21 protein-coding genes are annotated in these 21,172 nt (G+C 39.7%); 7 read left to right on the forward strand and 14 right to left on the reverse strand.

The features are described 5' to 3' along the window. Positions 1-50 precede the first annotated feature (50 nt). Positions 51-245 carry a cold-shock protein gene (locus tag ACIQZ2_RS02175; protein ID WP_130895221.1) on the forward strand — a complete coding sequence of 65 codons (195 nt, stop codon included), beginning with the start codon at positions 51-53 and terminating at the stop codon, positions 243-245. Positions 246-380: 135 nt separating this feature from the next. Here ACIQZ2_RS02175 and lysS read toward each other — a convergent pair whose 3' ends face one another. Continuing rightward, on the reverse strand, positions 381-2,093 hold the full coding sequence (gene lysS / locus ACIQZ2_RS02180) for a lysine--tRNA ligase (protein WP_395767194.1): 1,713 nt from the start codon (positions 2,091-2,093) through the stop codon (positions 381-383). Positions 2,094-2,266: 173 nt separating this feature from the next. On the opposite strand from lysS, the gene ACIQZ2_RS02185 reads away from it, so the two are divergent. Then, positions 2,267-3,742 carry a Do family serine endopeptidase gene (locus ACIQZ2_RS02185; RefSeq protein WP_395767195.1) on the forward strand — a complete coding sequence of 492 codons (1,476 nt, stop codon included), beginning with the start codon at positions 2,267-2,269 and terminating at the stop codon, positions 3,740-3,742. A gap of 124 nt (positions 3,743-3,866) precedes the next feature. Here the strand turns inward: ACIQZ2_RS02185 and ACIQZ2_RS02190 are convergent, their stop codons facing one another. After that, the gene (locus ACIQZ2_RS02190; protein ID WP_395767196.1) at positions 3,867-4,958 is read right to left on the reverse strand and encodes a pyruvate dehydrogenase complex E1 component subunit beta; all 1,092 of its coding nucleotides are present in this window, start codon (positions 4,956-4,958) and stop codon (positions 3,867-3,869) included. Positions 4,959-4,992: 34 nt separating this feature from the next. On the opposite strand from ACIQZ2_RS02190, the gene aroB reads away from it, so the two are divergent. Continuing rightward, entirely contained in the window at positions 4,993-6,021 is a 1,029-nt protein-coding gene (gene aroB, locus ACIQZ2_RS02195) for a 3-dehydroquinate synthase (protein WP_395767197.1), read from the forward strand. Here aroB and gatC read toward each other — a convergent pair whose 3' ends face one another. Genes gatC through ACIQZ2_RS02215 form a run of 4 tightly spaced genes read right to left on the reverse strand, consistent with a single transcriptional unit; the run spans position 6,022 to position 8,361 of the window. Then, entirely contained in the window at positions 6,022-6,309 is a 288-nt protein-coding gene (gene gatC / locus ACIQZ2_RS02200) for an Asp-tRNA(Asn)/Glu-tRNA(Gln) amidotransferase subunit GatC (RefSeq protein ID WP_395767198.1), read from the reverse strand. It abuts the gene before it with no gap. Further along, entirely contained in the window at positions 6,296-6,478 is a 183-nt protein-coding gene (locus tag ACIQZ2_RS02205; protein WP_395767199.1) for a hypothetical protein, read from the reverse strand. The genes gatC and ACIQZ2_RS02205 overlap by 14 nt, the downstream gene beginning before the upstream one ends. Then, positions 6,478-7,983 (reverse strand): glutamate--tRNA ligase, encoded by a 1,506-nt coding sequence (gltX, locus tag ACIQZ2_RS02210; RefSeq protein WP_395767200.1) that lies wholly within the window; start codon positions 7,981-7,983, stop codon positions 6,478-6,480. The genes ACIQZ2_RS02205 and gltX overlap by 1 nt, the downstream gene beginning before the upstream one ends. 3 nt (positions 7,984-7,986) lie before the next feature. Then, on the reverse strand, positions 7,987-8,361 hold the full coding sequence (locus tag ACIQZ2_RS02215) for a RidA family protein (protein ID WP_395767201.1): 375 nt from the start codon (positions 8,359-8,361) through the stop codon (positions 7,987-7,989). A gap of 77 nt (positions 8,362-8,438) precedes the next feature. Between ACIQZ2_RS02215 and ACIQZ2_RS02220 the strand changes: the two genes are divergently transcribed. Continuing rightward, complete coding sequence (locus tag ACIQZ2_RS02220) at positions 8,439-9,332, forward strand: DMT family transporter (RefSeq protein WP_395767202.1); 894 nt, start codon at positions 8,439-8,441, stop codon at positions 9,330-9,332. A gap of 107 nt (positions 9,333-9,439) precedes the next feature. Here the strand turns inward: ACIQZ2_RS02220 and ACIQZ2_RS02225 are convergent, their stop codons facing one another. Continuing rightward, entirely contained in the window at positions 9,440-10,534 is a 1,095-nt protein-coding gene (locus ACIQZ2_RS02225; RefSeq protein ID WP_395767203.1) for a chorismate mutase, read from the reverse strand. 112 nt (positions 10,535-10,646) lie between these two features. Between ACIQZ2_RS02225 and ACIQZ2_RS02230 the strand changes: the two genes are divergently transcribed. Genes ACIQZ2_RS02230 through ACIQZ2_RS02240 form a run of 3 tightly spaced genes read left to right on the forward strand, consistent with a single transcriptional unit; the run spans position 10,647 to position 13,162 of the window. Further along, the gene (locus tag ACIQZ2_RS02230; RefSeq protein ID WP_395767204.1) at positions 10,647-11,843 is read left to right on the forward strand and encodes a proline dehydrogenase family protein; all 1,197 of its coding nucleotides are present in this window, start codon (positions 10,647-10,649) and stop codon (positions 11,841-11,843) included. Further along, entirely contained in the window at positions 11,843-12,427 is a 585-nt protein-coding gene (locus ACIQZ2_RS02235) for a lipoprotein signal peptidase (protein WP_395767205.1), read from the forward strand. Before ACIQZ2_RS02230 ends, ACIQZ2_RS02235 begins: the two co-directional genes overlap by 1 nt. Before the next feature lie 9 nt (positions 12,428-12,436). Continuing rightward, the gene (locus tag ACIQZ2_RS02240) at positions 12,437-13,162 is read left to right on the forward strand and encodes a sulfite exporter TauE/SafE family protein (protein WP_395767206.1); all 726 of its coding nucleotides are present in this window, start codon (positions 12,437-12,439) and stop codon (positions 13,160-13,162) included. 91 nt (positions 13,163-13,253) lie between these two features. On the opposite strand, the gene ACIQZ2_RS02245 is transcribed toward ACIQZ2_RS02240, so the two are convergent. The 7 genes from ACIQZ2_RS02245 to ACIQZ2_RS02275 form a co-directional block, all read right to left on the reverse strand. After that, positions 13,254-13,829, reverse strand: coding sequence for an OmpH family outer membrane protein (locus ACIQZ2_RS02245; protein ID WP_395767207.1), 576 nt, complete (start codon positions 13,827-13,829; stop codon positions 13,254-13,256). 38 nt (positions 13,830-13,867) lie between these two features. Then, the gene (locus tag ACIQZ2_RS02250) at positions 13,868-14,407 is read right to left on the reverse strand and encodes an OmpH family outer membrane protein (RefSeq protein WP_395767208.1); all 540 of its coding nucleotides are present in this window, start codon (positions 14,405-14,407) and stop codon (positions 13,868-13,870) included. A gap of 12 nt (positions 14,408-14,419) precedes the next feature. Further along, entirely contained in the window at positions 14,420-17,104 is a 2,685-nt protein-coding gene (locus ACIQZ2_RS02255; RefSeq protein WP_395767209.1) for an outer membrane protein assembly factor, read from the reverse strand. Positions 17,105-17,113: 9 nt separating this feature from the next. Continuing rightward, positions 17,114-17,875: an isoprenyl transferase gene (locus ACIQZ2_RS02260; protein ID WP_395767210.1), complete on the reverse strand. Its 762-nt coding sequence runs from the start codon at positions 17,873-17,875 to the stop codon at positions 17,114-17,116. Positions 17,876-17,936: 61 nt separating this feature from the next. Continuing rightward, positions 17,937-18,614: a DUF6089 family protein gene (locus ACIQZ2_RS02265; RefSeq protein ID WP_395767211.1), complete on the reverse strand. Its 678-nt coding sequence runs from the start codon at positions 18,612-18,614 to the stop codon at positions 17,937-17,939. Next, positions 18,614-19,552 (reverse strand): hypothetical protein, encoded by a 939-nt coding sequence (locus ACIQZ2_RS02270; RefSeq protein WP_395767212.1) that lies wholly within the window; start codon positions 19,550-19,552, stop codon positions 18,614-18,616. Before ACIQZ2_RS02270 ends, ACIQZ2_RS02265 begins: the two co-directional genes overlap by 1 nt. A gap of 82 nt (positions 19,553-19,634) precedes the next feature. Then, complete coding sequence (locus ACIQZ2_RS02275) at positions 19,635-21,170, reverse strand: DUF1501 domain-containing protein (RefSeq protein WP_395767213.1); 1,536 nt, start codon at positions 21,168-21,170, stop codon at positions 19,635-19,637. Between the last annotated feature and the right edge of the window lie 2 nt (positions 21,171-21,172).

The following is a 21,172-nucleotide window of genomic DNA, read 5'->3' on the forward strand; positions in this document are numbered from 1 at the left end:
CTTCTTGCGCGGAACAATCTAATTGAGTATTAATTTTTAACATTATTTTTATGCAAACTGGTAAAGTAAAATTTTTCAACGAAACTAAAGGCTTCGGATTCATCGTTGATGATCAAACAGGCGAAGACATTTTCGTACACGTAACTGGCCTTTCAGGTGTTACAATTCGCGAAAACGATTCAGTATCTTACGAGGTAACTGATGGAAAGCGTGGAGCAAACGCAATCAACGTAAAGAAAATCTAATTTTCTTTCGTTTAATTTGATTAGAGCAAATCAGTAGATTTCAATATATATTATTGCCCCATTGATCTCTAGTTAAAGAGAAACAAAAAAGCCTTCATCTAGAAGGCTTTTTTTATGTTTATACTTTTCATAGTATTAAGAAATCCAGGCAATTACCTCGTCTTTCGTGGGCAAAGCCGCATCAATTTTCAATTTCTTTCGCAAACCACCCAAATCATTGAAGACTTTATTCGGGTTAGCTTCTTTTAATTGAGCTAATGTCAAAATGCCCATTTTCTGTAAAGCCGGTATCCAAACCTCGGGAACGCCTACGCTGGCAAACTCTGAATCGGATGAAACTTCTTTAACAAGTTCAGGGCGCATTTGAGGAAAAAACAAAACTTCTTGAATAGACACTTGATTCGTCATCAACATAGTCAATCGATCGATTCCAATACCGATACCCGATGTTGGTGGCATGGCATATTCCAAAGAACGCAAGAAGTCAAAATCCATCGCCATCGCTTCGTCATCACCCTTTTCAGCCAAACGCAATTGATCTTCGAAACGCTCCTTTTGGTCAATTGGATCATTCAATTCCGAATAGGCATTCGCAATTTCTTTCCCATTTACAAATAATTCAAAACGCTCCACCAAGCCTTCTTTTGAACGGTGTTTTTTGGTTAATGGAGACATTTCTACTGGATAATCCGTAATGAATGTTGGCTGAATTAAATTCGATTCCACCTTTTCACCGAATAATTCATCAATTAACTTCCCCTTCCCCATTTGTGCATCGACCTCCATGCCTAAACTCAAACAGTGTTGGCGCAATTCATCTTCCGACATCGCATCAACATCCACACCAGCATATTGTTGGATTGCACCTGAAATCGTCAATCGAGGATAAGGCCCAGCAAATTCGATATCATTATCCCCAACCCGCAACTTAGTTTGACCATGCAAAGTTTGAGCCACAGTTTGGAAAATGGTTTCGGTTAAATCCATCATCCAATGATAATCTTTATAAGCTACATAAAACTCCAAAGAAGTAAATTCCGGATTATGCGTTCGGTCCATTCCTTCATTTCGGAACATTTTGCCAAATTCATAAACCCCATCAAAACCGCCAACTATCAAGCGCTTCAGATATAGTTCATTTGCTATACGCAAATACAAAGGCATGTCCAACGTGTTGTGATGCGTATTGAATGGACGGGCAGCTGCACCACCATGGACAGCTTGCAAAACAGGTGTTTCAACCTCTAACCAACCTCGCTCATCAAACATCGAACGCATGGTTGATATGATTTTGGCCCGCTTAATAAAAATATCCTTGACATGAGGATTTACAATCAAATCAACATAGCGTTGTCGATAACGCATCTCTGGATCAGAAAATGCATCATAAGTCTGACCGTCTGCTTCTTTAACAACCGGCAAAGGACGTAGCGCCTTTGACAATAAAGTAAATTCTTGAACGTGAACCGAAATCTCACCTACTTGCGTAGTAAATGCATATCCTTTTACCCCAACAATATCGCCAATATCCAATAACTTTTTAAATACCGTATTGTATAAGGTTTTATCTTCCCCGGGACATAAATCATCCCGCCGGAAATACAGTTGAATTCTTCCTCCCGCATCTTGTAATTCCGCAAAAGAGGCATTACCCATAATCCGAAAACCCATTAAGCGACCGGCAAGAACAACTTCTTGATAATTTCCTTTATCAGGCGAATAATTCGCAAGTATTTCCGCAGAATGTACATTCGCCGGATACTCCGCTGCTGGATATGGGTCAATTCCCAACGACATTAACTCTTGTCGCTTTTGTCGACGCAGCTGTTCTTGTTCACTTAGAATCATCAGAATATATGGGATAAAATGAAGCAACAAAAATAGCCATTTCTGTTCGCAAATAAAAGTTGATTTGAATTCTTAAAAGTTGTTAATTCGAATTTTAAAGTTGAAAAATCAAACAAATTTTACGTTAAATTCGCAAATCAAATGCTAACCCTTTTATAAATCGCAAAATGGAAATGAAAAATCAGTTAAAATCCTACGTAGTCATCGCCCTTTTATCCAGCGGAGTAACCTTAGGGGCATATCAATTACTTAATTTAGGGAATCAATCAAATTTTAGTGATTCCCCATCCGCATTTAGTAGTAACGTTTCCAATATTTCTGCCGCAGGAAGTCCGGGTGAATTCACCTATGCTGCTGAAAAATCTACGCCTGCTGTAGTGCACATAAAGACAAAAATGGAACAAAGACAACGCCAATATTCGAGTCCATTTGATGATTTGTTTGGAGGATTCGGTGATCCATTTGGCGGAGGGGGGCGTCGACAAGCACCACAACAAGCTGAAGCATCAGGTTCGGGCGTTATCATCAGTGCTGATGGGTATATCGTAACCAACAATCACGTGGTGGCAGAAGCTAGTGAAATTTCAGTCATGTTGAATGATAAAAGAGAATTCAAAGCGAAAGTGATTTCTACAGACCCTGCTTCAGATTTAGCGGTAATACAAATCAAGGCAACCGATTTGCCATTCTTGACTTTTGGCGATTCAGATGCATTAAAAGTGGGTGAATGGGTATTAGCTGTAGGTAATCCATTCAACTTAGAATCCACGGTGACCGCGGGTATTGTATCAGCAAAGGGACGTCAAAATATCATTGACCGCGACGATGACCGTGCGGCAAACCCATTGGAATCCTTCATTCAAACTGACGCAGCGGTAAATCCAGGCAACTCAGGTGGGGCTTTGGTTAACCTTAAAGGTGAGTTAATTGGTATCAATACGGCCATCTATTCACGTACAGGCCAATTCGCCGGATACTCATTTGCAGTTCCAGTGAGTATCGTTAAAAAAGTATCCACAGATCTCATCAAGTATGGCAATGTCCAACGCGGATTCTTAGGTGTGAGTATTTTGGAAGTAAATGCCAAATTAGTGGAAGAAAAAGATTTAAAAGTGTCCACTGGTGTTTATGTGGGAGGTTTCTCTGAAAACTCAGCAGCTAAAACTGCGGGCATCAAAATCAACGACGTCATTACAAAAATTGATGGAATTGAAACCAAATCTACTGCGAAATTGATGGAAATCGTTGGCCGTAAGCGTCCGGGTGAAACAATGAACGTTACGGTAAATCGTGATGGGCAATCCAAAGATTTTACCGTTACGCTAAAAAACAAAGATGGCAATACATCGATTGTGAAAGGCGAAACAGGTGATTCCTACAAATCTGAATTCTTAGGTGCTAAATTTGGCGCATTAAGCAGTTCTGATAAGGAGAAATTCAACGTAAGTTCGGGTGTTAAAGTGATAGAAGTTTTACCAGATGGCCGATTAGAAATGTATGGTTTATCAAAAGGTTCAATCATTACCAAGATAAACGACAAGGCTGTTAATAACCCGAAGGAAGCTGCTGAATTATTAGAAGCACGTAAAGGTCGTACAAAGCTTGAGGGCATTGATGTAGATGGATCGAGGTTCATATATGTGTTGTAATCAGTCGCTTATGAACAGTCACTGGCTGCTAGTCCATTTTCGACAACTAAAAAAGCCCTACTTGGAGTTCCAAGTAGGGCTTTTAATTTTTTATTCTTAGAATTTGTAACCTTCGGCTAAAGACTTACTTTCTATACATCACCGTTTTAACTGCATCAATCGTACGAGCCACATTAGGCAAAATTTCTTCAATTAACGTAGGTGCATACGGCAAAGGTAAATCACGGGAATTTACACGAACAACGGGAGCATCCAAGTAATCGAAAGCCCAACGCTGTAAGTGATAGGCAATTTCAGATGAAATCGCAGAAAGTGGATTTGCTTCCTCCACAACTACACAACGATTCGTTTTCTTAACAGATTCCACTACTGAAATGTAATCAATGGGACGAACAGTACGTAAATCAATTACTTCCGCATTGATCCCTAATTTGGTCAATTCCTCAACAGCAGGTAAAACGACACGTGATAACATTTTTCCAAAGGTAACAATCGTTACATCTGTACCCGCTTTCACAATATTTGCTTTACCGATTGGAATCAAATACTCGCCATCTGGAACCAATCCTTTATCACCATACATCAACTCAGATTCCATAAAAATTACAGGATCATTATCACGAATGGATGCTTTTAACAATCCTTTCGCATCAGCAGGTGTGGCCGGAACCACAACTTTCAAACCGGGCGTATTGGCAAACCAATTTTCAAAGTTGGAAGAATGTTGTGATGATAATTGTCCTGCATTTCCAGTAGGACCTCGGAATACGATTGGACAAGAATATTGACCACCCGACATCGACATCAATTTAGAAGCAGAATTAATAACTTGGTCAATGGCCACTAATGAGAAGTTGAACGTCATAAACTCAATAATAGGACGTAAACCATTTGCTGCAGCGCCTACCCCAATACCACCAAAACCTAGCTCGGCGATTGGTGTATCAATAACGCGGTCTGGACCAAATTCGTCCAACATACCCTGAGATACTTTGTATGCGCCATTATATTCGGCAACTTCCTCTCCCATTAAGAAGACTGTATCATCACGACGCATTTCTTCTTGCATAGCCTCACGCAAGGCTTCTCTGTATTGAATTTCTCTCATATTATTTCGTTGTTTTGGGTACTCCCAAGCAGCGACAAAATTAGGTAAGAAAAAGCATACCACAAAACCAAAATTAAGGTTACAATCGGTCAATTTTGTTAAAATCATCGTATTTTTGAATTTCCATTGTATTAAATCAACTATGTCAGTTCAAATCGGCCCTATTTCTGCTTCATTAACTACATTTTTATCCCATCACGATCATTCACATATCGCGGTGATTGTAGATGAAAAGACGCAAAAATTTTGCTTGCCGCTGATTCAAAATCTTCTGCCAAAAAAGTTTACCAAAATTGTCATTCCATCCGGAGAGGATAACAAAACCTTGGCTACCTGTGAGAAAATCTGGTCAGCGATGACAAAAGCTAATATGGATCGTCATGGATTGCTGATTAATTTAGGGGGTGGGGTAATTGGCGATATGGGAGGATTTTGCGCCTCTACCTATAAGCGTGGTATTGATTTTATACAAATACCTACCACTTTATTGGCACAAGTAGATGCCAGTGTGGGGGGTAAATTAGGAATAGACTTTCATGGATTAAAAAACCACATTGGGGTATTCCAACTGCCTAAAACGGTATTAATTGATCCTACCTTTATCGAAAGCCTCCCGCAGCGCCAAAAGCTTTCGGGTTATGCTGAAATTATCAAACATTGTTTGATTCGTGATGCAGATAAGTGGGATGTTATTTCCCATGTAGATTTTGATGAAGTGGATTTAGCCGATTTAATTGCACATTCAGTTGAAATCAAAAAAGCCGTAGTGGCAGAAGACCCTAGAGAAAAGGGATTAAGAAAAATTTTGAACTTTGGCCACACATTGGGTCATGCGGTCGAAACCTATTTGTTAGGCTTAGGTAAACGTTCCGTACTACATGGTGAGGCTATTGCGGTAGGGATGATTACCGAGGCTTATTTGGCATATCAGCGAAATTTAATCCAAGCAGATGAATTAGAGGCAATTGAAACCATGTTATTTGCAACCTATGGTCGCATTCAAATCAAGCCTTCAGAAATTCCAGCAATTATTCAATTGACGGCGCAAGACAAGAAAAATAAGGGCTCGGAAATTCGCTTTTCACTATTGACCGGCATTGGTGACTGTGGCTATGACATACCCGTTTCTAAGGCTGAGATGAAAAAAGCCCTAGAATACTACATAGGTTAATTATTCAATAACCTGCGGGACCTTAAAATATTGTTCATTCGTATCGGGCCCTAATTTTAGAGCCTCCTCTCGCGAAAGGTTTGTTATGGCTTTATCCTCCCTAAAATGATTTAACGCCGAGGTCATGTGGGCCAAAGGTGGAACACCATTCGTGTCGACCGAATTCAATGCTTCCATCCAATCCAACACCTTATTTATGGAATCTTGCATTTCAGCTACATGAGATTCTTTCAAATCCAAACGGGCTAAATGAGCAATTTTAATAACATCTTCCTTATTTACCTTCATTTTTCTTTGGTCTTCGTTTTTTATCCTCAGGCATCTCTTTATCCAAAAAAGCATTTAAGGTATCTCGATCTAAATTCGTTGTAATTTGACCAAGTGAATCTATATTCATTTCAAATCCTGCTAAATCTGGATGTACTTTAGGAGCTTTGGTTTTGGGCTTCGCTTTCATTAAGAATTTTTTGGGAAAACATGTAATGCAGCAGTTAAACGCTCTAAAACTTGGGTTTTCCCCCAAAGTTGCATGGAAATCATTAAATCAGGACCTGCTCCATTACCACTCAAAGCTACTCGCAAGATTTGCATTACTTTACCCATTTTGATTCCAGCCCCTTCCAGGACCGTATGAATGGTATGTTTAATTTCATCAACTTGCCAATTAAGCACACTAGGTAAGGCCTGCTCGATCAAACGTAACCCCTTTTCAGCTTCAGCATTCCATTTATTCTGGATGACAGCCTCATCATACGTTGCGGGTTGTTCAATAAATTGATCAACCAAGCTTTTTAACTCTTGAGGAAAAGTAATACGATCTAAAAACAAGGATACAAACGCTAAACCTTGTTCAGCCGGCAAATTCCCTAAATAGTGCTTAGCCAATTCTTCGGGTGCTTGTAGCTGTAAATATTGCTCATTAAACCACTTTGCCTTATTCACATCAAATTTGGCTCCCGACTTATTAATACGTTCCAACGAAAAGGCTTCCACCAATTCCGCTAAACTAAACAACTCTTGTTCGGTACCTGGATTCCAGCCTAAAAAGGCTAAGAAATTTAAGGTCGCTTCTGGCAAATAGCCTTCTTGCTTAAAACCTTTTGAAATGACACCTGTTTGAGAATCCTTCCATTCCATTGGAAAGACTGGAAATCCACCTAAATCCGCATCCCTTTTAGATAATTTACCATTCCCCTCTGGTTTTAACAAGAGCGGCAGATGAGCAAATTGTGGCGCAGTCCAACCGAATGCTTGGTATAATAAAATATGTAAGGGTGCGGAAGGCAACCATTCTTCACCTCGAATTACGTGGGTGATTTCCATAATATGGTCATCTACGACATTCGCCAAATGATATGTAGGCATGCCATCGGATTTCATTAACACCTTGTCATCAATACTTGAGGTGTGAACATGAACCCAATCGCGCACAGAATCCTGAAAACGCACCTCTCCTTTAGCCGGCACTTTTAATCGAATTACATAGGGTACATTTGAATCGAGTAGCTCTTGCACGGCTGCAGGTGGCATGGCCAATGAATTTCGCAATTTAACACGCGTCAGCGCATTGTATTGAAAGGCTGAACCTTTGCTTTCAAACAAGGTTCTTATCGCATCCAATTCCTCAGAGGTATCAAAAGCATAATAAGCCTTTCCTTCTTGAATCAATTGATCAGCATAAACCATATACAAATCCTTCCGCTCACTTTGTCTGTAAGGCTCATGCGGCCCGCCAGCTCCTACCCCTTCATCAGGGCTTATTCCCAGCCAGGTTAAACTATCTAAAATATATTGCTCAGCACCAGGAACAAAACGAGTTTGATCGGTATCCTCAATACGAAGAATGAATTTTCCGCCCATTTTTCGAGCGAAAAGGTAATTATATAACGCAGTTCTAACCCCGCCAATATGTAGAGGTCCCGTGGGACTAGGGGCAAAGCGAACGCGAATAGTTGAAGACATAAATTATGATTTATAGGCAATACAAGAAATTTCAACTCGGACATCTTTGGGTAGGCGGGCTACTTCTACTGTTTCGCGGGCTGGAGGATTTTCTGGAAAATACGCGCCGTACACTTGATTAATTTTGGCAAAATTGTTCATATCCTTAACAAATATGGAACATTTAACCACGTCAACGTAAGAACATCCAGCAGCTTTCAAAATATGACCCAAATTTTTCATTACTTGATCCGTTTCTTCTTCAATGCTTGCGCCAGATTCAAATACTGTTAATGCAATTTGACCAGAAACATAAACGGTTCCATTGACTTCAACACCTTGAGAATATGGACCAATTGCTGCAGGCGCATCAGGAGAAAAAATTATTTTTTTTATCATACCTTTGAAATAAGAGATGCAAGTTACCAAAATTTGCCTGAATCTCGAATCAGGAATATTCGGAATCGTTATTTTTCATGCGTAAAAAAATTCATCAGATTTGGTATAAAAATAAGGGCATTGGTTTCATGCTACTTTCTTCATTATGCTTTGCTTTGATGTCGGCACTTGCTAAATCCATGAGCGAACGTTTCAGTTCTGTGGAATTGGTGTTTTTCCGAAGTGCGGTAGGACTTCCTTTTTTATTGATAAGCTTATACCGACGGCCAGGAGTTCAAAAAGGTGGAAAACTCTACTTCATTATCCTTAGGGGCCTATTAGGAGCCTTTACCTTGTATTGCCTCTTTTACACGCTCGAACATTTAGGCCTTTCCCTTACAAATACTTACGGTCAAGCCTTTCCCTTGTTTATTGCGATTTTCAGCTTCTTGATATTCCCGAGCGAGCGGTTATCTGGTCGTCAAGTGTTTTTCTTATTCGTGGGTTTTTTAGGCATACTCTTGATTTTTCAGCCAGAGGCTACGGGCGAATGGTTTAATCATGCAACCGGAATAATCTATGCCATGGGTACTGCCCTCGGATACCTAGCTATCAAAGAGGCCCAAAAATATTATGACTCTCGCTGGGTGGTGGTATCATTTATGGGAGCAGGATTAATTGCATCGACCATTTCCTTGTGTTTAGGCACTATCGGCAAGATGCCAAATAGTTTTTTTACCGGATATTGGGTGACTCCTACTGCATTTGAATGGCTAAAAGCTCTCGTTATGGGATTATTGGCTTTGGGAGTTCAATACTATACCACCCAAGCGCTATTACATGAAAAAACCAGCATTGTGGGGGCCGTTGGGAATAGTGCGGTTTTATTCTCAATCGCGATTGAAATAGCGTTAGGTCACGGATTGCCTTCCTTACTTGTTTGTGCGGGAATGGGATTGGTGGTTTGGGGAAGTTATCGGGTAAGCAGGTAAGTGGTGAGAATCATGAGGTCAAAAAACACTTAATTCTTAATTGTTTAGCTAAAAAAAAGCCCCAAGACTTCGATCTAGGGACTTTCCTTGATATTCAATCGGTAAGATTAAGCCGTTGCAGAATTCATCACTTCCGTTTGCTTACGAATTGATTCTAGGTGAACCAACTTAAACATTTCTTCAATAAATTCAGGATACAAACCTAATCCATTTGCTTGGTTTGCACGGTCATTGTGTAGTTGCTTCCAACGGTCTAACTGTAGTACAGCCACATTATTATCACGCTTGTACTCGCCCAATTTTTCTACAACTGCCATACGAGCAGCCAATACCTCCATTAACTCACGGTCAATGTTATCAATCTTTTCACGTAGACTAGCCAACTCATCTGAAAAATCAGCCCCATAATTTGCGTTACGAACCTCTAATTCACGCAACATTTCACCTAATTTCTCAGGAGTCACTTGTTGAGATGCATCAGACCATGCTGCATCTGGATCACGGTGTGTCTCAATAATCATTCCATCGTAATTCAAATCCAAAATACGTTGGGATAATTCCATCAACAAAGCACGCTTTCCAGCCATGTGAGATGGATCACCAATAAGTGGCATTTGAGGGAACAAACGCTTCAATTCAACTGCCATGGCCCACATAGGTGAATTACGGTATTTTGTTTCTTGCGCATTTGAAAAACCCCGGTGAATGGCACCTAACTTCTTAATACCTGAACCTTGTAAACGTTCAAATGCCCCTACCCACAAAGCCAAATCAGGATTCACTGGATTTTTAACTAATACGGGAATGTCCACTCCTTTCAATGCATCCGCTAAATCTTGGACGTTAAAAGGGTTTACCGTAGTACGCGCTCCAATCCACAAAACATCAACACCGTATTTTAAAGCTAATTCAATGTGTTCTGGAGTGGCAACTTCAATAGCCAATGGCAAACCAGTTTCTTTTTTCGCCTCAACTAGCCATTTCAACGCTGGCTCACCCATACCTTCAAAACTTCCTGGACGCGTACGAGGCTTCCATACTCCAGCACGCATGATATGTGCATAACCTTCAGCCTTGATACGACGGGCAGTTTCTAATACTTGTTCCTCAGTTTCAGCTGAACATGGACCCGCAATAATCAACGGCTTTCCACCAGTCTGAATCCATTCTTGCATAGGTACAATGTCTAAATTGGCATTCATAATTTTCGGATTTACAAGGCTTACGCCCCAAACATTTTGTTTATTTTATTTTATACTTCACCGATTCAACGGATTATTAATTCTATTATATTTGCAAGCTATTTCGAAATCAATGAACAAACCAAACGCTTCAAACTTGTCTCAGCTTTCGTTCGAAGACACCAAAATTGCCTTTTCTTCTAAATCCAATTACCAACTCAAAAAGGCCTATTGGATATTTGCCTTAATGAATCAAAATTGGCTTGTAAAGTTAGGGACTTTTTTTATCAAATTATTCCTTTTCCTTCATTTTCCTATCAAAAGACTGATAAAATCGACGATTTACGAACAATTCTGCGGCGGTGAAACGATTCAAGATTGCGAACAAACCATTGACCATCTACATTCAGGGAAGATCGGAACTATTTTAGATTACTCGGTAGAAGGTGAAGAAAATGAAAAATCCTTCCAAAATACAAAATTAGAAATTTTAAAAACCATCCAAAAGGCACACGATAATCAAGCAATTCCTTTCGCAGTCTTTAAAATGACAGGTATATTCCAAATGGAACTTTTGGAAGAATTTCAAACAGAGAATGGCTTATCAGAAGATGATGAGGAAGCCTTTCTGCATAGTAAAGAAATTTTAATTGAAATTTGTCAAGCTGCACACGACTTACAAGTCCGCTTGTTTGTCGATGCAGAGGAAAGTTGGATACAGAATACCATCGACACTTTAACGTATGAAATGATGGAGCGATTTAATAAAAAGAGCGCCATAATTTTTAATACCTACCAGATGTACCGAGTTGATATGTTGGGCAATTTGACCAAGGCCATTCAAATTGCAAAAGAGCAATCCTATTATTTAGGGGTTAAACTGGTACGGGGCGCCTACCTCGAAAAAGAAAGACAACGTGCGCATGAGGAAGAATATTCTGAACCTTTGCACAAAGACAAGGAACATACAGATTTTGACTTTAATGCCGGTATGCTTACCTGCTTAGACCATCTCGATCATGTACACTATTGCCTAGGGACGCACAATGAAAATAGTTGTAAACTCTTAATCGAAGAGATGGCCAAAAGGGGTATTCCACATAATCATGAAAATATCTACTTTGCCCAACTACTTGGCATGTCGGATAATATCAGCTATAACTTGGCATCAGCAGGATATAACGTAGCTAAATACGTACCTTATGGACCTGTGGAATCGGTTATGCCTTATTTGTTTAGACGCGCGGAGGAGAATAGCTCCATTGCAGGCCAAACTTCAAGGGAATTCACATTATTACTCAATGAAGTAAATCGCAGAAAAAACGTATAATGAAATCGAATTACCGCTATTTCCTACTTAGTTTACTAATCATCCTTTTGGATCAAGCCATCAAAATGGCCGTACATAATTTTATGGATCCCGGGTATTATGGTCAAATAGAACTCATCAGCCCGATTGTTAAACTTCATTATACCTTAAATCCTGGAATGGCATTTGGCATAGAATTAGGGTCAGACTATGGGAAATTGATTTTAACAAGCTTTCGTATAGTAGCAATGTTTGGGATAGGTTATTTTCTATACAAATTAACGGTTAATAAGTCGAAACCACTTTTATTAATTTGCACATCCTTGATCTTAGGGGGGGCTATTGGTAACTTAATTGATTCTGTATTTTACGGGGTTCTATTAAATAATGCACCAGTAGGAGCGCCTATGCAATGGTTTCATGGTCAAGTGATTGATATGTTTTTCTTTGATTTCTGGGAGGGCGTTCTACCTAGTTGGATACCTATTTGGGGAGGTACCTATTACTCAACACCGATATTTAATTTCGCAGATGCAGCCATTTTTTGTGGCGTAGTCATTATCTTGTTTTTCCAAAATCAATTGTTTCAGCAAGATAAAGAATAAGGATAAACCATGGGGCAATATTTCATATTCTTTATATTGGCCCTCCTTGCTGAAATCATAGGAACCATCTCTGGATTTGGTTCATCAATCTTGTTTGTTCCTTTAGCATCATTTATCCTCGATTTTAAAATTGTCTTGGGCATCACAGCCGTATTTCATGTATTTAGCAATCTTTCTAAAATAGTACTGTTCAAAAAAGGAATCAACAAAAAGATTGCCTTTCGATTGGGTATCCCAGCCGTCTTGTTTGTTACGCTTGGCGCTTGGCTGACTAATTACATTCCACAAAAAGAAATTGAGTTTGGGATGAACATCATCATTTTGTTACTCGCTATTTACCTAATGACTGGCCGCCATAAAAGTCTTAAGGAATCCAATACCAACTTATACCTAGGTGGAACTCTTTCAGGCTTTTTAGCGGGTTTAATTGGGACAGGGGGTGCTATTCGCGGCATCACCTTAGCGGCGTTTAATCTCGAAAAAGATGCCTTCATTGCTACATCAGCATTAATTGACATGGGGGTAGATTCGAGCAGGGCAATCGTTTATATAATGAGCGGATATTTTCATCAAGAACATATCATTTATATTCCATTCTTGATAACCATTTCAATTTTGGGGACTTATGCCGGCAAAAGGGTACTTCATTTTATTCCTGAGAGGAAGTTTCAATATATCGTATTGGGGGTTATTCTAACCACATCTATCTTGCAGACAGTAAGGTACTTTTGGTAAGAGGTGAGAATGAAGAGGGGTAAGCGCTTCGTTAGAAGTTCAACAAAAAAAGCCCCGATTTGCATCGGGGCTTTCCAGTAAAATCCGGGGCTTACTTTTTTGCTGGAGCAGCAGCAGCGGGTGTTGTAGCCGGCTTAGGGGTAATACCCATTTTCTTCAATACCAAATCAGACATATTAGCATCTGTAGGGTAGTGCAATAAAATTGGAGCTGTACCCATTCCTGCATCATAGTTGAATACATAAGTGAAGGCATTCTCATTCGCTACTGCATGCATGTTCTCTTCTACTTTCTTCAACAAGGGCTGTAACAATTGTGCTTGCTTCTTTTGCAAAGACGTTTGAGAATTTTGCTGAAACTCTTGGATAGAGGTTTGCAAATTCTGTAATTCTTTCTCCTTGTCCTGCTTGATGATATCAGCTGTTTTAGGATCCGCATTTAATTTCTCAAAAACCGCCAATTTATCCTGAAAATCCTTCACTTTACCTTGATAAAGGGTTTCATATTGCTTTTGCGTATTTTTCAAATCCTCTTCCACTTGCTTAGCTTCAGGCATTTGGCTTAGGATGTAATCAGCATTAATAAATCCAATTTTAACTTGTGCTTTTGCCGGTAAAATAGCCATTCCGAACACAAGGCTCATAGCTAAGAATAGTTTGTTTTTCATAAAAATTTAATCTAGTTGTTTTTTGTTTTATAATCTTATTATTTCTTTAAATTCGGATCTAACTCCAATCCCAATTCTTCCAAAACATAATCAGAGTAATCATGAATTGGATTCGTATAAATTAATGCTAAACCGTCATTTGCCTTGTCAAAGACAAAATCCAATCGTTTTTGACGAACTACTCGCTCCAAAGCTTTTGATATTTCATCTAATATCGGCTTCATGGCATTTTGTTTGGCTTTAAACAATTCGCCCTCATCACCAAAAACCCTTTCTTGAAAGCTCTTTAGCTCAAGATCTTTTGCCTTAATGGCAGCAAGCTTTTGCTGGCGTAACTCATCGGTCAATAACAACTCTTCCAAATGATACTCTTTCTCCATTTGGACTACTAAAGCTTGCTTATCTGTTACTTCTTTAATCCAAGCCTTTGTTTTTTCATTTAAAACCTCTTGTACCTTTTGGTACTCAGGCATTTTACTGGTTATAAACTCCGTATCGATGTAGCCAAACTTTTGTCCATAAGTCCGTTGACCCAAGAACATAATTCCCAAAATTAAGAAAAAAATTGACTTTTTCATTGATAATATTGACTAGCGAATTTGTTGGCCAATTGAGAATGTAAATGCTTGTCGGCCAAAATCTGAATCACCAGGTCGTGGCTTATCAAAAGCAAAACCATAATCAATACCAATCATTCCAAATGCCGGCATAAATATGCGCGCTCCGAATCCTGCTGATTTATATAAATTAAATGGATTATAGTCTGTCATTGAAGCGAAGTTATTTCCTCCCTCGGCAAATCCCAATACGAAAATTGTCGCTGAAGGATTCAATGAAACTGGGAAACGCGCCTCCATAACAAATTTGTTGTAGGCCACACCCCCATTACCATAGGAACCCGAAGGTCCAATTACACGATCCTTGTATCCACGTAAACCGATAATATCCCGGTTAAAGGCAAAGCCTTGAACCATACCAGAGCCCCCTAAATCAAAACGTTCAAATCGCGTGGTGGGCGCTCCACCATAAGATCCCAGAAATCCGAGATGCGCTCGTGTATGTAGAACCAATTTGCCAAATAATGGAGTAAACCAACTCGCATCAAACATCCATTTATGGTACTCAATTAAACTTCCATCTTTGTTACCTCCTAACAAGGAGAAAGGGGGAGTTAGCGAAGCATTGAATGAGAAACTTGACCCCATACGTGGGAATGTGGGATTATCAATACTATTCCGAGAAAAGTTGGTCATTAAAGTAATAGAGGTCGACAAACCTTGTGGATAAGCCCATGTATAATAACGATCAACATCAAATTGAGAAAATGCTAATGAATTACTTAGCGAGAAGTAATCATCTGGCCATTTCAAGCGTTTTCCTAAACTAAAGGTAATCGAGTTTACATTAAAATGGGCATCTACTAAAGAATCGGGAACTGAAAATGAATTCATGCCAAAACCTCCACCAAAACCACCTAAACCGCCACCGCCAAAGCCGCCTAAACCACCACCGAATCCACCACCACCAAATCCGCCTCCACCAAATCCGCCTTGACCGAAACCACCTCCACCAAAACCTGCGTTTCTGAATTTATATGGATACGATACACTACGATTTAACGAAATAGAGAATGAGTTAGGTTTCTTTCCACCCAACCAAGGTTCAGTAAACGTAAAGCTATAGTTTTGATAAGCAGCGCCATTCGCTTGAAAACGTACCGCTAATTTTTGACCATCTCCTGCAGGTAAAGGTCGCCAGGCACTCAAATTCCCAACGTTTTTCGCAGAGAAATTATTAAATACCACACCCAAGGTTCCTACGAAACCTATAAATCCTCCCCAACCACCTGACAACTCAATCTGATCTGATGGTTTTTCCTCTACATTATATTCAATATCCACCGTTCCATCTGGACGAGGTTGTGGATTAGGCGTGATTTTTTCAGGGTTAAAATATCCAATCGTTGAAAGTTCTCGAACCGTACGTATAATTGCTGATTTGTTAAATTTCTGACCAGGAAGGGTTCGAATTTCACGCATAACCACGTGGTCTGAGGTCTTCGTGTTACCATTTAAGATTACCTTATTAATGGTAGCTTGTTTACCCTCACTGATTCGTATGGTTAAATCGATAGAATCCCCTTCGATAGCAGACTCCACAGGTTCAGCATTGTAATATAAATACCCATTATCCATATAGACCGAACTCAAGTCATCACCAGGATTTCCTTGCATTTTCTTGTCCAATTCCTCAGTATTATACACATCTCCCTTTTTTACGCCCAATACCATACTCAAGACTGAATCGGGATAAATGTAATTTCCTTCAAAATTGATATTACGGTAATAGTACTTTTTACCCTGAACGAGGTTTATGTATAAATCAACCAACTTTTGATCAACCTTTACGATTGAATCTCCATTAACTTGAAAGTCACGAAAACCCAATTTGTTCATCGCATCTAACAGGGTTCCCTTATCCTCATCCCATTTCTTAGGTACAAATTTGGAGGGTTTGAACACCCGACCAAAACGTACTTGTTTTGTATTCTTTATCTTGCGTAAAATCAAGTTGCGTGATTTTTCATCAATTCCATTCAATACAATCTTACGAACCTTTACCTTCTCTCCTTTCTCAATGTTGACAACCAATGTGGCGTTATTTCCACGTAAAGTATCCACACGAATTGTGGACTTTGTTTTTATATTCAAACGCCCTTTTTCTTGATAGTATTTACGAATAGCTAATTCTAAATTCTTTTTAAGCGTTTCTGTAATGATTTTTCCTTTATAGGTCTTAACCTTCTCACTTAAACTTTCTTGTTCTCCTTTACGTATTCCTACGTAATTTATGGCATACAATCTTGGGCGTTCTTTTAATTCAATTTGAAGCCAAATTTTATCGCCTTCCACTTTGGATGCAAAAATTTCTACCTCTTCCAAAATCCCTTGATCCATAATTTTACGGATAGCAGTAGCCACAGCATCACCCGGCACTTTAATTTTATCACCTTTTTGAAGTCCCGAAATATTAATCATGGAAGCTCCATCGTAGAATTGAGAACCAGTTACCGCAATGTCAGCAATTTCATATTCCTTGGGATCCGACCAAGAAAAAGTCGATGCGGGTGCACTGGAAGTACTAAACAGACGACCACCCAAAATTTGAGCTTGTGCAGTTTGAGCTATAAAAAGAATCAATCCAAGCAAAAATGCCTGCAACAACCGAAACCCTTTTGATTCTTTACGAAAATTCATGTAAATGTCTTTTTTCATTACCCGGGATTAACCCTCACGTTTAACTTGTTCACTTGTCTTACCAAAACGACGCTCACGCATCTGAAAATCTACAATCGCTTGATGCAAATTGATTTTTCTAAAATCTGGCCAAAACAACTCTTCAAAAATATACAATTCCGCATAGGCTAATTGCCAAAGCATAAAATTACTAATTCGGTGATCTCCACCCGTCCGAATCATCAAATCCGGATCTGGCATTCCAGCCGTCGAAAGATGTTCGTTAATTAAATTCGAATCAATTTCAGTTGGCTTAATTTCTCCAGCTGCCAACTTCAATGCAATTTTTTGTGTGGCTTGCGTTAAATCCCATTTACCGGAATATGACAAAGCTAAAACCAACGTTAATCCTTGATTATCTGCTGTTAGATCCAAGGCGGCCTGTAATTCTTTCTGAGAACTTTTAGGCAAACTCTCAATATCACCTATCGCTTTCAAGCGAATCTCACTCTTCATCATCCCAGGTAACTCGTCATGAATCGCACTAACCAATAAACTCATCAAAGCCTTTACCTCCGCGAGTGGACGATTCCAGTTTTCCGTTGAAAATGCGTACAAGGTCAAATACTTAATTCCAAGCTCTCCACAACCTTCAATAGTTTCCCGAACAGCAGCAATAGCATGCCGATGACCAAAAATACGATCCTTAAAGCCTTGCTGTTTTGCCCATCGCCCATTACCATCCATGATAACGGCGACATGCACCGGCAGATTGTTTACATCTATAGAATCTTTTAATTTTTGACTCACAACGCAGTTAATAGAAAATACAAGAGACAAAGATAACGAATCCCGCCCCTTATTCAAAACTTTAATCCCGTGGACAATAAACAGAAATTAATGAGTAGGTTAATGACAATGAACTTTGTAAATATTGATCAGATTTATTCAAGGTGAAAATTCTTGCCTGCTCTCCCCAAGCCGGCTGGCCATCCAAAATATTCGATAAGGATTTACTCGTCCCGAACTCCCATTGTAATCCAATTCGGTTATTTATTTGTGCCTTTACGCCCACCCCAAAAGGGATTGCCCAAGTAAAATAGGTCTTAGGATTGGGAATATTCCCCTCCGGACTAACAAATAAAAAACCAAGCCCCCCATAGATGTAAGGTGTCCAATTTCGAATATTTCGATTAGCTTGGTAATCCTTAAGGTTATAATCAACCAATCCCGAAAATTCAATCAAAGGACTTGAAAAACGATTCGTAGAATAAGAAATACTGGGTAATGGATAATTTGCCCCATCCCCATCCAATCCAGTAAAATTTAACCTTGCCCGGTAGGCTATGGCCTGCTTGGGTTGATATCGTAATTGAAAATTAACCGCTGCATTTAGCGTTTTTAGTTGGGATAAACGAGGACTCAAATGCCAATTCGATAAATCTCCCTTATACAAAGTTGTCCCAGCACCAGCAGACATTGACCAGCGTTGTGCTATTGACGAAAAAGCGCCAAAAAGCAGAAAGAAAAGAATGAAAACGGTTCTCATTAATTAGGCAAGGGCGGGCAATCAATTTTATTTTTCAGGTGATAGATAATTCGAACCTGTGTAGTAAAATATTGGTCCGGGCCAGTAGAAATTTTAGGAGCACCAGGAACGCGAACTATTCGATTAATCAAGGTATTAGCGGCATATGATTCACCGGAACGATCCGTATACAGCATCGACGGTCCTGGTACAACCGAACTCCGATTATCAGTTACATCATCTAAATAATCCGTAAAAGCGATTCGATATCCAAAATCAAAACCAACATCTATGCTACTATTGATTTTGTATCGAAAACCGACGCCAAAGGGGATTGACACGTTGGCAAGTGAATACTCAACGCCTTCATTTCGGTAGTCCAACAAACCTCCTCCACTTTCGGATAACCAACTTCCTTGAACTAACTTTCCTGTCCCATCGACAAATGCTGCTGTTCTAGCGTCCGGCGAATGCATGAAACCCGAAACACCCAAATAAACATAGGGAGAAACCGCATTGCGTTTCAAATTGTTCTCTGGATTTCCTCCAATTTCATAAATCCCTACCAAAGATAATTCCTTGATATCATTTCGGAAATGCAAATTTCGATTGAAATTAGTCTCAAAGATTCCCGGTGAAGAAAAATAGCTATCATCCCCAGCAATTCGAATATAATTAAGCCCCAAATTTGCACTGAAATTAGGCGAAAGGTGACGGGTAAAATTAACACCTAAATTCCAACGCGTTGTTTGTAGCCCGACAGACATTATCCCTCCAATAGGCACCAAATCACCTAAATAATGTGATGAACCTACACCAAAAGACATAGATGTGTGTTTTTTGAATACCGGGAATGGCGATTTTTTCTTTCCTTTTTGGCCTAAAAACCACATTTGACCACTCGAATCTGTTTGACACAAAGCGACCAACAATAACGCGACAACGAAGAATCGAAACATAGATTTACTTAGCTTTTTACCAACAACGAATAGGCACATAGGATTGTTGTGTCAAATTCAAGTTTCGAAGATAACAATTAATCTATTCAATCACCAATTGATGCGTAATTCGCTCAGCACGATTTGAACTCAGACTTATCAAATAGTGCCCTGAAGCATAGCTTTGTAAATCAATCCGTGCAGAATATGATCCAACCTTCCGTAGACCCGCATCGATAATTTTGAGCTCCCGACCTTGTAAGTCGAATAATGCCAAAGAAATCGTTGCTTCCTCGAATACACCATATTGCAAAAGGGTTGTGCCACGGGCAGGGTTTGGCCACGGCACCATTAACTCCATTTTAGCTGCATCTGGTAATACTTCAGTCGAATTCTTGTAGATTGGTAATCGTTCAAAGGTGGATTGGAAAATTGTCTGGGTTCGAACATTATCAAGTCCCAAATGATCCCGTAAAACGGTACTGTAAACTTGTCGATAATCAAAATTAAACTTCATATCACCATTGCTATCCAATACTTTCAGATTGGGATTTGCTCCAATCAAGCCTCCTCGTACAGTTTTTCCAATAAAAAACATGGGCGCTGCTGTACCATGATCTGTACCAGCTGTACCATTTTGTTTCACACGTCGACCAAATTCAGAGAACGTCATGATACTAATACGATCTGAGAGATTCTGATTATCCATGTCCAACTGAAAAGTGGTAACGGCATCTGAAATCGTTTTCCACAAATTCGCATGTTGGGTTAATTGGTTCGCATGCGTATCAAAACCACCGATATTCAACAGATAAACGGGTGTTTCCAACCCGCCCGAAATCAATTTTGATACAATACCAAATTGCCTACCTAAATTCGTGGATGGATAAGTAACAGAATTTTTGCCCTTATTAGCCCCGTCACGTATGACACCTGCATATTGTACCGAAGCGGCAGCAATCTGTTTCAAAAATCCGAGTTCCTCACCAGCCAAGGTAGCCGGTGGAATATCGGTATCAGAGGGTGTTCCACTGACTAGTTGGTAAAACAAATTAGGATCTTCAAAAACCGTACTAAATCCACCTTGATCCGATTGAAACAACAGGGACTCTACAGAGCCCAATTGTACAGCCATAGGATGCTTTGCGTAAGAAACGGGGAATTCGGGGTACCGAGTCCGTAAAAAACGGCCTGCCCATCCTTCATCCCAGAGCGTATTTGCATCTGACCCAGTATTCCAAATATCAGTTGCGCGGAAATGTGATCGATTGGGATTGGGATAACCAATATTCTGCGCAATACTGACCTGACCCTTATCGTAAAGTCTTTTGATCCCTACCGCTGATGGATGCAAATACATCCCTTGGTCGAGTTTTAACGCAACTTCCTTTTTTATAGAAATGGTGGGTCTTCCTGCATGATATATATCATCCTCAGCGGGAATTACCGTATTTAACCCATCATTCCCACCACCAAGTTGGATGATAACAAGTACCTTTCCCGCTTGAACATTTGCCGCATGAGCAGCCGGGATTTGTCCAAAAGCCTTACCGGTTACACCAGTTAAACCAATTCCAACACCACCCGACAAAACGGCCATCTGGTGTAAAAAAGCTTTGCGATTTATCTGTTTTTTCATAG

The sequence above is a fragment of the Aquirufa sp. genome (assembly GCF_044342065.1).
Taxonomy (GTDB): Bacteria; Bacteroidota; Bacteroidia; order Cytophagales; family Spirosomataceae; genus Aquirufa.